Origin of the sequence: Streptomyces sp. NPDC051921 (assembly GCF_040680975.1) — a bacterium.
In the GTDB taxonomy this organism is placed as follows: Bacteria; Actinomycetota; Actinomycetes; order Streptomycetales; family Streptomycetaceae; genus Streptomyces.
On sequence record NZ_JBFAXU010000016.1, the window covers coordinates 1 to 13,428 of the forward strand.

General features: G+C 72.4%; 12 protein-coding genes. 6 read left to right on the forward strand and 6 right to left on the reverse strand.

Translation table 11 applies throughout. From position 1 onward, the window contains the following. The 4 genes from AB0M16_RS21450 to AB0M16_RS21465 form a co-directional block, all read right to left on the reverse strand. Nucleotides 1-295 (reverse strand): biotin carboxylase N-terminal domain-containing protein (locus AB0M16_RS21450; RefSeq protein WP_365345166.1); only part of this gene is annotated, 295 nt, incomplete at its 3' end. Nucleotides 296-462: 167 nt separating this feature from the next. Next, nucleotides 463-1,455 (reverse strand): aldo/keto reductase, encoded by a 993-nt coding sequence (locus AB0M16_RS21455; RefSeq protein ID WP_365345168.1) that lies wholly within the window; start codon nt 1,453-1,455, stop codon nt 463-465. Nucleotides 1,456-1,571: 116 nt separating this feature from the next. Then, nucleotides 1,572-2,504, reverse strand: a complete 933-nt coding sequence (locus AB0M16_RS21460) for an NAD-dependent epimerase/dehydratase family protein (RefSeq protein WP_365345170.1) — start codon at nt 2,502-2,504, stop codon at nt 1,572-1,574. Nucleotides 2,505-2,536: 32 nt separating this feature from the next. Continuing rightward, entirely contained in the window at nt 2,537-3,460 is a 924-nt protein-coding gene (locus tag AB0M16_RS21465) for a ScbA/BarX family gamma-butyrolactone biosynthesis protein (RefSeq protein WP_365345172.1), read from the reverse strand. Nucleotides 3,461-3,917: 457 nt separating this feature from the next. On the opposite strand from AB0M16_RS21465, the gene AB0M16_RS21470 reads away from it, so the two are divergent. Both AB0M16_RS21470 and AB0M16_RS21475 read left to right on the forward strand, forming a co-directional pair. After that, nucleotides 3,918-4,688 carry a response regulator transcription factor gene (locus AB0M16_RS21470; RefSeq protein ID WP_365345174.1) on the forward strand — a complete coding sequence of 257 codons (771 nt, stop codon included), beginning with the start codon at nt 3,918-3,920 and terminating at the stop codon, nt 4,686-4,688. A 172-nt stretch (nt 4,689-4,860) separates the two neighbouring features. Beyond that, the gene (locus tag AB0M16_RS21475; RefSeq protein WP_365345177.1) at nt 4,861-5,547 is read left to right on the forward strand and encodes a ScbR family autoregulator-binding transcription factor; all 687 of its coding nucleotides are present in this window, start codon (nt 4,861-4,863) and stop codon (nt 5,545-5,547) included. Between the two features lie 358 nt (nt 5,548-5,905). Here AB0M16_RS21475 and AB0M16_RS21480 read toward each other — a convergent pair whose 3' ends face one another. Continuing rightward, nucleotides 5,906-6,421 carry a helix-turn-helix domain-containing protein gene (locus AB0M16_RS21480; protein WP_365345179.1) on the reverse strand — a complete coding sequence of 172 codons (516 nt, stop codon included), beginning with the start codon at nt 6,419-6,421 and terminating at the stop codon, nt 5,906-5,908. Between the two features lie 310 nt (nt 6,422-6,731). Further along, the gene (locus AB0M16_RS21485; RefSeq protein WP_365345181.1) at nt 6,732-8,567 is read right to left on the reverse strand and encodes an acyl-CoA dehydrogenase; all 1,836 of its coding nucleotides are present in this window, start codon (nt 8,565-8,567) and stop codon (nt 6,732-6,734) included. Nucleotides 8,568-8,857: 290 nt separating this feature from the next. Between AB0M16_RS21485 and AB0M16_RS21490 the strand changes: the two genes are divergently transcribed. The 4 genes from AB0M16_RS21490 to AB0M16_RS21505 all read left to right on the forward strand — a co-directional run bounded on the left by AB0M16_RS21490 (nt 8,858) and on the right by AB0M16_RS21505 (nt 13,416). Continuing rightward, complete coding sequence (locus AB0M16_RS21490; protein ID WP_365345183.1) at nt 8,858-9,544, forward strand: ScbR family autoregulator-binding transcription factor; 687 nt, start codon at nt 8,858-8,860, stop codon at nt 9,542-9,544. 121 nt (nt 9,545-9,665) lie between these two features. Further along, nucleotides 9,666-10,901, forward strand: a complete 1,236-nt coding sequence (locus AB0M16_RS21495) for a cytochrome P450 (protein ID WP_365345480.1) — start codon at nt 9,666-9,668, stop codon at nt 10,899-10,901. A 92-nt stretch (nt 10,902-10,993) separates the two neighbouring features. Beyond that, nucleotides 10,994-11,677, forward strand: coding sequence for a ScbR family autoregulator-binding transcription factor (locus AB0M16_RS21500; RefSeq protein ID WP_365345185.1), 684 nt, complete (start codon nt 10,994-10,996; stop codon nt 11,675-11,677). Between the two features lie 167 nt (nt 11,678-11,844). Continuing rightward, nucleotides 11,845-13,416, forward strand: coding sequence for a class I adenylate-forming enzyme family protein (locus AB0M16_RS21505; RefSeq protein ID WP_365345482.1), 1,572 nt, complete (start codon nt 11,845-11,847; stop codon nt 13,414-13,416). The last annotated feature ends 12 nt before the right edge of the window (nt 13,417-13,428 follow it).

Here is a 13,428-nt window from a genome sequence, read left to right on the forward strand (position 1 = left end):
GACCGGCGTCGAGCACGGCCTGCGCGAACTCCGCGTTCTCCGAGAGGAAGCCGTAACCCGGGTGGACCGCGTCCGCACCCGAATCCTTGGCCGCCGACAAGACCTTGTCGAAGTCCAGATAGCTGGTGGCCGGGGTGTCGCCGCCCAGCGCGAACGCCTCGTCCGCGGCCCGGACGTGCGGAGCGTCCCGGTCCGGGTCGGCGTAGACGGCCACGCTGGCGATCCCGGCATCCCGGCAAGCACGGGCCACCCGGACAGCGATCTCACCACGGTTGGCGATGAGCACCTTGCGCACGATGCCTCACTTCTGCTGAAAGTCTCTGTTGAGAGGACGGATACGTCCGGCCGGCCCCGCGTTCCTGGCGAGGCTCCCGGCCGGTCCTGCGGACGGGTGCCGCCCCGGGAACACGTACCACGACACGGGCACGTGCCTCCGGGGCGGCGTTCAGCACGCGAGCGTGCTCACCAGGCGTAGGCCTCGGGTGCCGGCTTGGCCCCGTTCGGGCCGGGCGGCGGAAACAGCTGGTCCAGCTTCGCGAGCACGCCGGCGTCGAGCCGGATCGTCAGGGCGCGCAGCGAGCCGTCGAGCTGCTCGGCGGTGCGCGGCCCGATGATGGGGCCGGTCACGCCCTCCTGCGCGAGCAGCCAGGCCAGTCCGACGTGCGCCGGGTCCTCGCCGATCTCGGCGCACAGCTTCTCGTACGCCTCGACGGTGTCGCGGTGCTGGGCGAGCAGCCCGGCGGAGTGCCCCGAGGTGCCGCGGGCGGCGCCGCCCTCCTTCAGCTTGCGCAGGACGCCGCCGAGGACTCCGCCGTTCAGCGGCCCCCAGGGGATCAGGCCGAGGCCGTAGTGCCGCGCGGCGGGCAGCACCTCCAACTCGACCCAGCGGGTCATCAGGTTGTACCGGGACTGCTCGCTGACGAGGCCGAGGAAGTGCCGTGACTTCGCGGCCTCCTGGGCCTGGGCGATGTGCCAGCCGGCGAAGTTGGACGAGCCGAAGTAGAGCACCTTGCCCTGCTGGCGGAGGACGCTGAACGCCTCCCAGATCTCCTCCCACGGCGTGCTCCGGTCGACGTGGTGCATCTGGTAGACGTCGATGTAGTCGGTGCCCAGGCGCTGGAGCGAGGCCTCGCAGGCGCGCCGGATGTTCAGCGCCGACAGGTGCGACTCGTTGGGCCAGTTGCCCGTCGGGAGATAGACCTTGGTGGCCAGGACGGTCTTCTCGCGCCGCCCGTTCCCGCCGGCGAACCAGCGGCCGATGATCGGCTCGGTGGGCTGCTCGCCCGGGCGCGTGCCGTAGACGTTGGCGGTGTCGAAGAAGTTGATGCCGCGGTCGTGCGCGCGGTCCATGATCGTGTGGCTGTCGGCCTCGGACGTCTGCGTCCCGAAGTTCATCGTGCCGAGCACGAGCCGGGACACGGACAGTCCGCTGCGGCCGAGGTTGGTGTATTCCACGTGTGCCAGTCCTTCAGTAGTGCTGGATCTCCGACCGCGCGCCGGTGCCGGGGCGATCGGGGCTGAGGGGTGTGTCGTACGGGGCCGGGGCGGGCCCCCTGCGGAGGGGAGCGGGGTCAGGCCGCGGCGGCCCGGTCCGGGTACCACTCCGCCATGCGCGCGAGGTCCGCCTCCCATCCCTGGCCCGGGGCCCGGCCCAGGTCGGCCCAGAGCGGGGCGCTGTCGAACCAGTGGTCGGTGGCCAGCATGTCCAGGGCGCGCGTGGCGGCCCCGTTCTCGGTCGGCAGGGCACGGGCGTGCGCGAGGCCGATGTTCCGCCGGGGCGGCGGCGGGCTCATGCGGTCGGCGACCGCCTGCAGCAGTGCGGACGCCGTGACCGGCTCGGGATAGGCCGCGTGGTAGACGTCCGACGACAGGCGCGCGCGCGGGGCGAGGCCGACCGCCACGAGCAGCGCGGCGAGTTCGCCGACGGCGATGACGGAGAGCCGGGCGTCCCAGCCGGTGGGCGTGCCGGGCAGCGTCCCGAGCAGCCGGCGCAGACCGGGCACGACCCAGGCGTCACCGGGTCCGTAGACCAGGTGTGGCCGCACCACGATCCCGCCGGCGGCCAGGACGGCGTCCTCGGCCTCGGCCCGGGTCCGTGACGTCGGTGACTGCGGCCGGCGCGGGAGCTGTTCGGGGCGGGCGCACCGGAAGATGCCGCGGCCGTAGACGGAGGCGGTGCTGAGGTGGACGATCCGGGAGACTCCGGCGCGCTGCGCGTCGGCGACGAGCGCGGCGGTCCCCCGGGCGTTGACGGCCTCGTTGGCCTCGGGCGTCCCGCCGATCTGCGAGGCGCAGTGCAGGACGACGTCGGCGCCCTCGCACAGTCCGCGCAGCGACTCCGGGGCCGCCAGGTCCGCCCGTACGATCCGGGCCCGGCCCGTGGCGGGCGGCCGCGGCGGCCTGCGGTGCGAGGTCAGGGTCAGCCGGACGCCGAGGCGGGCGGCTTCGCGGGTGACGTGGGCGCCGATGAATCCGCCCGCTCCGGTGATCAGGATGTTCTGCACGTGGGCGCTCCGGTCGCGTGACGTGTCGTGGGTCAACGGCTGCGCGTGCGCAGGGTGAGGTGGCTGACGAAGACGTGTTCGCCGTTCTGGGTTCCGCGCACCCGCACGTGCACGTCGCCGGCGGGGTCGACCGCGGTCGGCTCGGCCTCGATGACGCACGGGGCGTCGAACTCGGCGTACCGCTGGAAGGAGCTGGACATGTCGAGGACCAGGGTGTCGGTCATCCCGGTCACGGCGTGCGCGGCCTGCCGGGCGGCCTCCAGGAGCACCATGCCGGGAACGTGGTCCACGGGGTGGTCGAAGAAGATCGGGTGGGTGCAGTCGACGCGGAGCTCCCACCGGTTGGCTCTGCCGCCCGGATCCTGGGAGAGCACGACGTGCTGCGGATCGGTGCGGCCCACCCGGGCCGGGTCTATCGGCAGCCCGGGGAGGCGGTCGGTGCAGGTGGGACGCTCGCCGCGCAGGCGCTTGTAGACGCTCGGCCGGGTGCAGCTCAAGGCCGCTCCGGCGGTGGCCAGGGGCTGGCCGTCGACCTTCACGGTCACGTCGTAGCGCATGCCGCCGAGGTCCTTGCCCCGCCGGACGATGTCGCGGCACACGGTGTGCAGTTCGACCTCGGTCGGGGTGGGCGTGGCGACGAAGAGGTCCATCGTGGAGGCGAACGAGATGGAGTGCATGAGGAACTGGTGCCCGAAACCGACCCCGAACTCCGCGTGCGCGAGCAACGCCCCTGTCTGGCGCACCGATTCGACCAGCAGCATCGGGTCCTGGTAGCCACCGGACTGGGCGAACAGCGCGTGCCCGCGCGGCCACTGGGCCCCCACCACGAAGGAGTTGGGCCGGTCCGCCCACTGCCAGCCGGTGAGCAGGACCTCCGAGACGGCGGCGCGGTGCACGTATTGGCGCGGAACGGTGCTGGTGAAGGCCGTGGGTGCGGAATCGAGCATTGCGGTCATGGCTGGCGCTCCTGTCTGTTTTCGGGCAGGGCGGAGCTGCTGAGTGTGGCAACAGCCCCCGTTCGGTCCACACACCCAACAAAATACAGACAGGTCTGTTGGGTAAATCAAGTAAAAAGTTAGGGCCGGGCGTGTCGAGAGCGGAGGCACGGGCTCCGCCGGACCTTGAGCGCAGCGAAGCAACGGCATCACGCAACGAGATCAAGGAACCGGCAGTTTTGCCGGTTCTTGGCCAGCGCGCAACCGGGGTCGAGCGGGGCAAAGAGGCGCGGAAGGCTGGGTACGTATCGGGATGTCTTGCCGGTCGTCGCAGGTCAGCAATGCTTTCACCGGTCCGACACGACCGTCCCGCCTCGCATTGACAATCAGACAAGTCTGTTTGGTATCTTCGCCAAGCACCTGAACTTCGCAACGAGCATTTGGCAGTCGGTTGAGCCGGCGCTCCCAGGAGGACCAGATGAACCAGCAGGTAGCAGACCTACCCGACGCCCACACCGCGCGGCTCCACCCCGTGCCCCAGCACGCCCACCCCGCCGCGCCGCGACTGCACGTCCCGGTCGAGCACCCTGCCCTGCGCATCCTGGTCGTCGAGAACGAGGAGCGTTCGGCCAAGGCGCTGGTCCAGGACCTGATACGGCGGGGGTACCGCGCCGACAGCGTGACCACCGGGAGCCAGGCGCTCCAGGTGCACCGCCAGGCCGACCTCATCCTGCTCGACCTCGACCTGACCGATCTGGACGGTCTGGAGGTCTGCCGCAGCATCCGCGCGATGAGCGACACCCCGATCATCGCGGTGACCGAGCGGGGCAGCGAGCTCGACCGCGTCCTCGGGCTGCAGGCCGGCTCGGACGACTACATGGTCAAGCCCTACGGGTTCCATGAACTCCTCGCCCGCATAGGGGCGGTGATGCGCCGCGTGCGGCCCTCGCCGACGGCCCGGACCATCGAGCACGGCCCGCTCCGGATCGACGCCGACACCCGCAGGGTCACGCTGCACGGGCGCCCCGTGGACCTCACCCGCAAGGAGTTCGACCTGCTGCACATGCTCGCGATCCAGCCGGGCGCCGTCGTCTCCCGGCGGCAGCTGATGACCCAGGTCTGGGACGACGCGTGGTCCCACAAGGGCCGCACCATCGACACGCACGTGAGCAGCCTGCGCGGCAAGCTCGGATCCAGCCATTGGATCGTGACGGTCAGGGGTGTCGGTTTCCGTCTGGGCAACCCGTGAGGGCGCGTCGGGGACGTCCGGTGTCGGAGGTCGGGGCCGTCGGCACCCCGGCGCGCGGCGGAAGTGCGCAGTCTGTCCGTTTCCGCTTGCGCGCCCCTGGCCAGTTCCGCACGGGTAAGTAGAATGCAGACTTGTCTGTTTCGTTCGTTGGCGAGTGGCGAGGACCCGGGGTATGGCAAAGCAGGAACGCGGAACGCGATCACGGCAAGCGATCCTGGAGGCTGCCGCCGAGGTGTTCGACCTCCGCGGGTACGACGCCGCGAGCACCAACGAGATCCTGGCACGCAGCGGGCTCACCCGTGGAGCCCTGTACCACCACTTCCCCTCCAAAGAGTCGATCGCCATGGCGCTGCTCGACGCGCACGGCGGCGCCCTCTTCGCGCCCGAGCGGACCACCAAGCTCCAGTCGATCATCGATCTGACCTTCGCGTTCGCCGTGCAGCTCCAGCGTGATCCGGTGCTGCGGGCCAGCGTCCGGCTGGCGGTGGAGAAGACCTCGTTCCCCCGCCCCGTCGACACGCCGTACGAGCAGTCGACCGTGGCCATCGGTGAGCTCCTCGCCGAGGCGCAGCAGCACGGCGAGATCCTGCCGGGCCTGGACGTGGGCGACGCCACCACCGTCATCATCGGCGCGTTCACCGGCCTGCAGGTGATGTCGCAGGTCTACACGAACCGCGACGACCTGCCCGAGCGCGTCAGCGCGATGTGGCGCTTCCTGCTGCCGGGCATGGTCGCCCCCGGGCTGATCGGCAACCTGCGGGTCACTCCGCCGTCCGAGGACCTGGTCGCCGCCGACGTGGCGCGGGCCGAGGAGCTGGCCGGGCTGGCCGCGGCCGAGGCCGCCGTTCCCGCTCCGTAGAACCGCCAGGGCCCCGCCCCGGCCCGGCCGCCGCCGACTACAGCCCACCGCCGGCGCTCGGCCGACTACCGCCCACTACCGGCGCTCGGCCGACTACCGCCCACTACCGCTCTCGGCTTCCGCGGACCGCCCGGCTGCCGGCTTCCGCGCACCGCCCGGCTGCCGGACAGTGCGGTGCGGTCTGGCGATCGGCCGGGCCGCCGTGCCTCGGCCGGTACCTGCCGAAGGCCCGGCAGGGCCTCTGCCGCAGGGCCCCGGCCGGCCCCCTTGCCGGCGGGCAGGAACCGCTTTCCCTGCGGGCGGGCAGGAACGGCTCTCCCGGCCGCCGGACCTCAGCTGCTCTCCCGGCCGCCGGGCCTCAGCCGGCCTCCTTGAAGAGCGGCAGCAGCATGTCCCAGATGCGCTCGGTGCTCTCCCGGCTCCACCACGCCGTGTCGGTGTACCCGAGGGACTCCAGGCCCGCGGTGACCACGACGGCCAGGTCCGCCAGGACCTTCTGGTCCGGGCGCTCGGGGGCCTCCGTCAGGACCTCGGCACGCACCCGGTCCAGCATCGCCTCCCGCAGCCGGGGCGGAGTGTCGGAGCCGTCGGGCGCCAACCGCAGCCCGGCGCGCACCAGCTGATCGTCCGTCAACGCCTTGCCGAGGGCGACGCTGAACCGCGCCGGCGCGTCGGCGCCCCCGTCCGCGAAACTGTCGTCGGCGAGCGCGAGGACGCGGCCCTGGGCCTGCGCGTGGACCTCCGCCACCAGCTCCGCTATGGACGGGAAGTGGTGGTAGAGCGCGCCGCGGCTGACCCCGGCGCTTCTGCAGATGTTGACCAGCCCCGCGTCGGCGAGCCGCCCGTTCGCGATGAGTTCCACGGTGGCGCGCACGAGTGCCTGACGGGTCGTATGCGACCGTTTTTGCATCGCGCATGTCCCTTGCCCGGTACGACGGCTCTCACTTCGACAGCCCGAAGTGTGAGGAGACACCTGAGGCGCCTCCCCCAGCAAGAACCATACAGCTATGCCTGTTTCGATGGACAGCCGCTGATGGGCACGTATCTCAAATTCCACGCAAGACGGCCGGTTCTTGCTAGGGAATGCCGTGCGCGCGTCAACGAGCTCCCTTGAGGGCCGCCAACCGGCATACAGGTCTGTATGTTTCGGCTGCCGTCGGGTGGGGCTGCTCCGGCGTGGGTGCTCAGGCCCCGAAACGGTCCAGGTAGTCCGCGTTCGCGATCGGGGTCGCGGCCAGGTACTCCGCCGGCAGGTCGAAGGCGTCCACCAGGCGCATCAGATGGGGTGCGAGGTCCGCGACGGCGTGTTCGGTGGTGCCGTGGAGGGCCTCCACGTGGGCCGGGGTGAGATGGCCCGAGGCGAGCAGGTCGCCGGTGTGCGGCCGCAGTTCGTGGAGGAGGAAGAGCCGGGCGACGCCCTCCAGGAGGAAGCGGGTGCGCGGGGCGGTCGCGCGGGCGGTCGCGGCGAGCAGCGCGTCGGCGGCGCGGACGCGGGCGTGGGCGGCGACCATCTCCAGGGCGGCGCCGGAGGTCTCGTTCCAGCGGCCGACCGGGTCGCCGGAGGGGCCGCCGCGCAGGGCGGTGCGGGCGCGGTTCTGCCAGACCCGCTCGACGCAGGCGTGCAGGTCGCGCAGGAAGCCGAGGTCGGTGAGCTCGCCGCGCGGCGGGTGCGCGGGGCCGGCCTCGTGGGCGAAGACGAGCTCGGAGGCGGCCTTGACCCAGATGACCAGGTTGTCGCCCTCGGCGGTGATGCCCCCCTCGACGTTGAGCGGGAGGTCGGCGAGCCCGTTCGCGGGGAACAGGCCCTGGGCGCCGCAGCGTTCGCGGGCCTCTACGGTGATGTCGCGGGCCTGCCAGGTGATCCAGCCCTTGGCGACGGCGATCAGCCGCTCGACCTCCTCGCGCTCCGCCGCGTCGCCCGGGTCGTGGCCGGCCCAGCGGTCGACCACGGAGCGGTGCAGGAAGGTCATCGCGTAGGCGGTGGCGACGGAGCGGAGGAGCCGCCCGTGGTGGCTGCGGTGGGCGGTGAGCGGCATCCGCTCGCCGGCCTTGGGGGCGCCTATCTCGCGGTGGTGGGAGTAGCGGACGGCGATGGCGAGGGCGGCGCGGGCCATGCCCAGGGTGCCGCCGCTCATGCATAGCTTGCCCATGGTGACCCGGCCGACGGAGCGCAGGAACCGCTTGCGCCGGTTGCCGAGGCTGCTGCTGAGCCTGCCGTCCTTGTCGAGCCGGCCGTGTGCCGCCTCCAGCATGGCCTCGCGGGGCAGTCGTACGTGGTCGAACGAGGTGAGGCAGTGGTCGACGGGGGTGCCGGTGCGGTCCGGCAGGCGCTGCACCCGTATGCCGGGAAGGTGCCCCTCGGCGTCACTGAGCGGGGTGAGGAAGAGGAAGACGCCCTGGTCCTCGTCGTCGACGAGGAGGCGCGCGGCGACGACGGCGGTCTTGGGGCCGCCGGCGAGGCTGGTGTTGGGCATGAACTTGCGCGCCCCGGGGTTCGGGGTGTGCAGGACGAAGCCACCGGTCTCGCGGTCGTGGCGGGCGACGGTCTCCAGGGAGGTGACGTCGTTGCCGTGGGCGAGCTCGGTGCACAGGAAGGTGCCCGTGCGTTCCATGGAGGTGTAGGGGGACAGGTCGCGCCGGTAGCCGTCGTGGTCGAGGAGGCTGCCGAGGAAGAGGTTGTAGTGGATGCTCGCGAGGGTGCACAGGCCGCCGTCGAGGAAGCCGGTCCACTCGTGCAGCGCGGCGAGCCGGTGGGCGTCGTAGCTGAGCGCCTCGGCGGCGGGGCCGGCCACGGTGTCGTTGACGCGCCGCAGGCGTTCGTACGAGAGGGCCACGCGTTCGGCGGGGGTCAGCCCGGGTCGGTGGGCGAAGGCGTCCTCGGAGACCAGCCGCCGCCATTCGCCGTGGACGCGCTCGCGGTCGTCGCCGTCGAAGAGGAGGCGGGTGAGCTCGTCCGCGCCGCCGCCTGGGGCGATGCCGTCTCCGGCCTGTCTGAGCGGTGCCTCCGCGTGCTGGAGCATCTCGGCTCGTCCCCCGAAGTGAGTTGACCGGTGAGGGTGGTCTGGCCTGTCAAGAGTAAGATACGTACCATCCGGTTTTGTTTCAATAGGGTGTCAAACCTTGTCAAACCGGTTGGATGGTTTTATTCTCGAAATGTGGATGTGTGAAGAAACCGGGATCGCCGGGGCCCACCCTACGCGCGTCGGGAGTCCGCACGGAGAGACCGGGGTCGCCGACGCATCACTCCATGTGAGCCGTTGGAATACCAGCCTCGCGGTTTTTTTCGGTTCCGTGAGGTACGGAGGATGTAGTGGCGCAACAAGAACGGGCCATCCGTACACGTCAGAAGATCGTGCTCGCAGCGGCCGAACTCTTCGACGAGGTCGGCTACGAGGCGGCGACGATCTCCGAGGTCCTCAAGCGCTGCGGGGTGACCAAGGGCGCCCTGTACTTCCACTTCGGCTCCAAGGAAGAGCTCGCCCAGGAGGTGCTGGCCGGACAGGTCGGTGCCCTGCCGCCGGTGCCGCAGCGTGAACTCCACCTCCAGCAGCTCACCGACGAGGCACTCGTCCTCGCGCACCTCCTGCGCGTCGGCGATCCCATGGTGCGCGGCAGCATCCGCCTCACCGTGGAGCAGGGCTCCCTGCAGGACGGCCTCGACCGCCAGGTGCCGATGCGCGGCTGGATCGACCACAACATCGACGTCCTGACGAGCGCCAAGGCGGCCGGCGAGCTGCTGCCGCACGTGGACATCACGTCCGCCGCGACGCTCTTCACCGGCAGTTTCACCGGGGTCCAGATGCTGTCCAAGATCATGACCCAGCACGCGGACATGGTGGACCGGGTCGCCGACCTCATGCGGACCCTGCTGAGCGCCATCGCCGTGCCGGGCGTCCTCGTCCGCCTCGACTTCGAGTCCGCTCGCGCGGAGCGGGCCTACGAGGAGGCGCTGCGGGCGCGGAACGGCAGCACGGCCGTCGCGTCGACGGCCAACTGACGACGCCTCGGCGAGGGGGTCGAGGGGGAGGGGAAGCCACGCTCTCCTCGGTTGCGTGTGCGGTGGGGGCACGCACGGAACGTACGGCCGAACCGAAACGGAGAACACACGCATGGACCCCATGGAAGCCGCTTCCTGCCCCTATGCCCTGGACGTGACCGGACGCGACCTCGCCGGAGAGGCCGCCGCGCTGCGGGACCAGGGCCCCGCCGCGCAGGTCGAACTCCCCGGCGGCGTACGGGTCTGGGCCGTCGTCCGCCCGGAGCACGTCGAGGCGCTGCTCGTCGACCCCCGCGTCTCCAAGGACGCCCGACGCCACTGGCCGGCCTTCGTCGAGGGCCGGATCACCCCCGAGTGGCCGCTCTACCCCTGGGTCGCCAACGAGAACATGCTCTTCGCGTACGGGGACGAGCACGCCCGGCTGCGCCGCCTGGTCGCCGCCGCGTTCACCGCCCGCCGTACCGCCGCCCTGCGGCCCCGCGTCGAGGAGATCGCCGCCGGACTGCTCGACGGCCTCGCCGACCGGCTCGCCGCCGGGGAGCCGGTCGAACTGCGCACCGGATACGCCGAGTCGCTGCCCCTCCAGGTCATCTGCGAGCTCATGGGGGTCGCGGAGGGGGCCGCCCGCGAGGAGCTCACCGCGGCCCTGCGCACCGTGTTCAGCTCCAGCGTCTCCGCCGCGACCATGGAGGCCGCGCGCGGCACCGCCTTCCGGCTGCTCGCCGAGCTCGTCGCCGCCCGCCGCCAGGAGCCGGGTGACGACCTGACCTCCTCGCTGATCGCCGCCCGTGACGGAGCCGACGCCCTCACCGAGAGCGAACTCCTCGGCTCGCTCTTCCTGTTGATCGCCGCCGGCCAGGACACCACCGCCGCCCTCGTCGTCAACGCCACGGCCGCGCTGCTCACCCACCCCGAGCAGCTGGCCCATGTCCGGGCCGGCCGCGCGAGCTGGGACGACGTGGTCGCCGAGAGCCTGCGCACCCACAGCCCGGCCGCCTACTCGCCGCTGCGCTTCGCCGTCGAGGACATCGAGCTCGACGGTCTGAAGATCGCCCAGGGCGACCCGATCCTCGTCAACTTCGCAGCCGGCGGCCTGGATCCGGCCCGCTACGGCGCGGACGCCGCCCGCTTCGACGTCCTGCGCACCGACCGCGACACGCTCGGCTTCGGCCACGGCGCCCACCGCTGCCTCGGCGCCCCGCTCGCGACCCTGGAGGCGACGGTCGCCCTCGCGGCGCTCTTCGAGCGCTTCCCGGACCTGGAACTCGCCTGCCCCGCAGACGAGTTGGTGCCGCTCCCCACCTTCCTGCTGAACGGCTACGGGGCGCTGCCGATACGGATACCCGCACGCGGCTGAAGGCTTCCTCGGGGAACCCGGAAAACCGCTCATCCGGTTTGTTACTGTGGAGTGACACGTGTTGACACCCACGGCGCAACGACGGAGACCCCTTGGCCAAGCAGGAGCGGGCGATTCGGACGCGCAACGCCCTCGTCGAGTCGGCGGCCGCGCTCTTCGACCGGGAGGGCTTCGAGGTCGCCTCGCTGGCGACCATCAGCGCCCGGGCCGGAGTCAGCAGCGGGGCCCTGCACTTCCACTTCCCCAGCAAGGCGGCGCTGGCCGACGCGGTCGTCGCGGCGGCCGGCGACCGGCTCGTGCGGATCACCCGGGAGCGTGAGGCGCTGCCGCTGCAGACCCTGATCGACGCCAGCCACGAGCTCGTCCAGGGGCTACGCGCCGACCCGGTGCTGCGCGCGGGCTTCGTGCTCGGCGCCGGCGGGGCGGAGCGCGCACGGGTGTCGCAGGACCTGCGGCGGCAGTGGCGCGAGTGGGTCGAGGCCGTCGTGGCACGCAGCGAGCGGGCGGGGCTGCTCGCTCCGGACGTGACGGCCTCGGACGTGTCCGCCGCCGTGGTGGCGGTGGCCGCCGGGCACGCGGCCCTGGGGCAGCAGGACCCGCGCTGGCTGGAGCGGGCACCGCTGACCCGCTTCTGGGCTTTCCTGCTGCCCCGCGTCGTCGGCGCCGCCCGCGTGGGCCTGTTCATCGCCTCGGGCGCGCCGGAGGCGGAGCCGTACGGGAGCGCCGCCACCGGGGAGGGCGAAGGGGTGGCCGTCGAGGCCGAGGCCCGCTCTTGACCGGCCCGCCGGGCCCGCATAGCGTCGCTGCCGGAGCGCTGTCTGAGCAAGCGCTTAGAGGCGAAGCAGGGCGAAGGGAAAGAGGCCGCACCGTGGTCGAGCCGCACAGCGACACGGTCGCCGGGACGCTCGCCGGACCCGGCGCGCCCTTCGCCGTCGACGGTGGCGTGTACACCGGCGGCCCGCGGACCCTGCGCGAGTTCGTCGAGGCCACCTGGGGCTTCGGTGACCGGCCCTTCCTCGTCTGCGAGGACGGGAAGACGAGCTACCGCGCGTTCTTCGACGCCGCCTGCGGCCTCGCCCGCCGGCTCGTCGACGTGCACGGACTGCGGCCCGGCGACCGGGCCGTCGTCGCGATGCGCAACCACCCGGAGTGGCACACCGCCTTCTGGGCCGCCCAGCTCGCCGGTCTCGTGGCCGTGCCGCTCAACGCCTGGTGGACCGAGGACGAGTTCGCGTACGCCCTCGACGACTGCGCGCCCCGCGTGCTGCTCGTGGACGGCGAGCGGGTCCCACGCGTCGCCGCCTGGGCCCGCGCCCACGCCGTGCCCGGCGTCGTCTTCCACGGCGAGGCCACCGAGGGCTTCGAGGCGTACGTCCCCGACACCGACCCGTTCCTCGGGCCGCCGGCCGGGCCCCTCTTCGACGTGTCGCCCGAGCAGGACGCCACGATCATCTACACCTCCGGCACCACGGGCCGCCCGAAGGGCGCCGTCGCGACCCACCTCGCCCAGGCCGGTGCGGCGATGAACCCCCGCTACTTCGCCGCCGCCTCCGCGCTCCGGCGCGGCGAGCGGCCGGGCGCCGGTCCGGCGCCGGTCCTGCTGAGCACCTTCCCCTTCTTCCACGTCGCCGCCTTCACGTCCTTCTACTCGGTCATGGCCGCCGGCGGCACGCTCGTCCTCATGCGCAAGTGGGACGCGGCCCGGGCCCTGGAGCTGATCCGCGCGCACGGCGTCACGCACTACTCCGGCGTCCCCACCACCGCCCTCCAGCTGCTCGACCTGGCCGAGCGCACCGGCGACCCGCTGGACTCGCTCGTCCAGCTCAGCACCGGCGGAGCGGCCGCGCCGCCCGAGATCACCGCGCGCCTCACCGCCGCGTACGGGGAGCGGATCGAGCCCCGCAACGGCTACGGCCTCACCGAGACCTGCGGCGGCGTACTCGCCAACTTCGGCGCCGAGTACCGCGCCCACCCCGGCAGTGTCGGCAGGCCCACCCCGGCCACCGAGGTGCGGATCGACCGGCCGGACGCCGAGGGCGTCGGCGAGCTGTGGCTGCGCGGCCAGTCCCTGATCCGCGGCTACTGGGGCGACGAAGCGGCCACCCGGGCCGCCTTCACCCCGGACGGCTGGTTCCGCACCGGCGACCTCGCCCACCTGCGGGACGGGCGGGTCACCGTCGTCGACCGGATCAAGGACCTGGTGATCAGGGGCGGCGAGAACGTCTACTGCGTCGAGGTCGAGGGCGTGCTCCACGACCACCCCGACGTCGTCGAGGCCGCGGTCCTCGGCGTCCCGCACCCCGAGCTCGGCGAGGAGGTGGCCGCCGTGGTCCGTCTCCGGCCGGGTGCGGCGGCCGGGCCCGAGGAGCTGCGGGCGCACGTCGGAGCGCGGCTCGCCGCGTTCAAGGTGCCCGCGCACGTCCACGTACGGGACGGGGAGCTGCCGAGGAACGCGACGGGGAAGGTCCTCAAACGCGAACTGCGCACCCGGGTCACGGGCGGGACGGCGCCGTGAGGCACGCGCCCG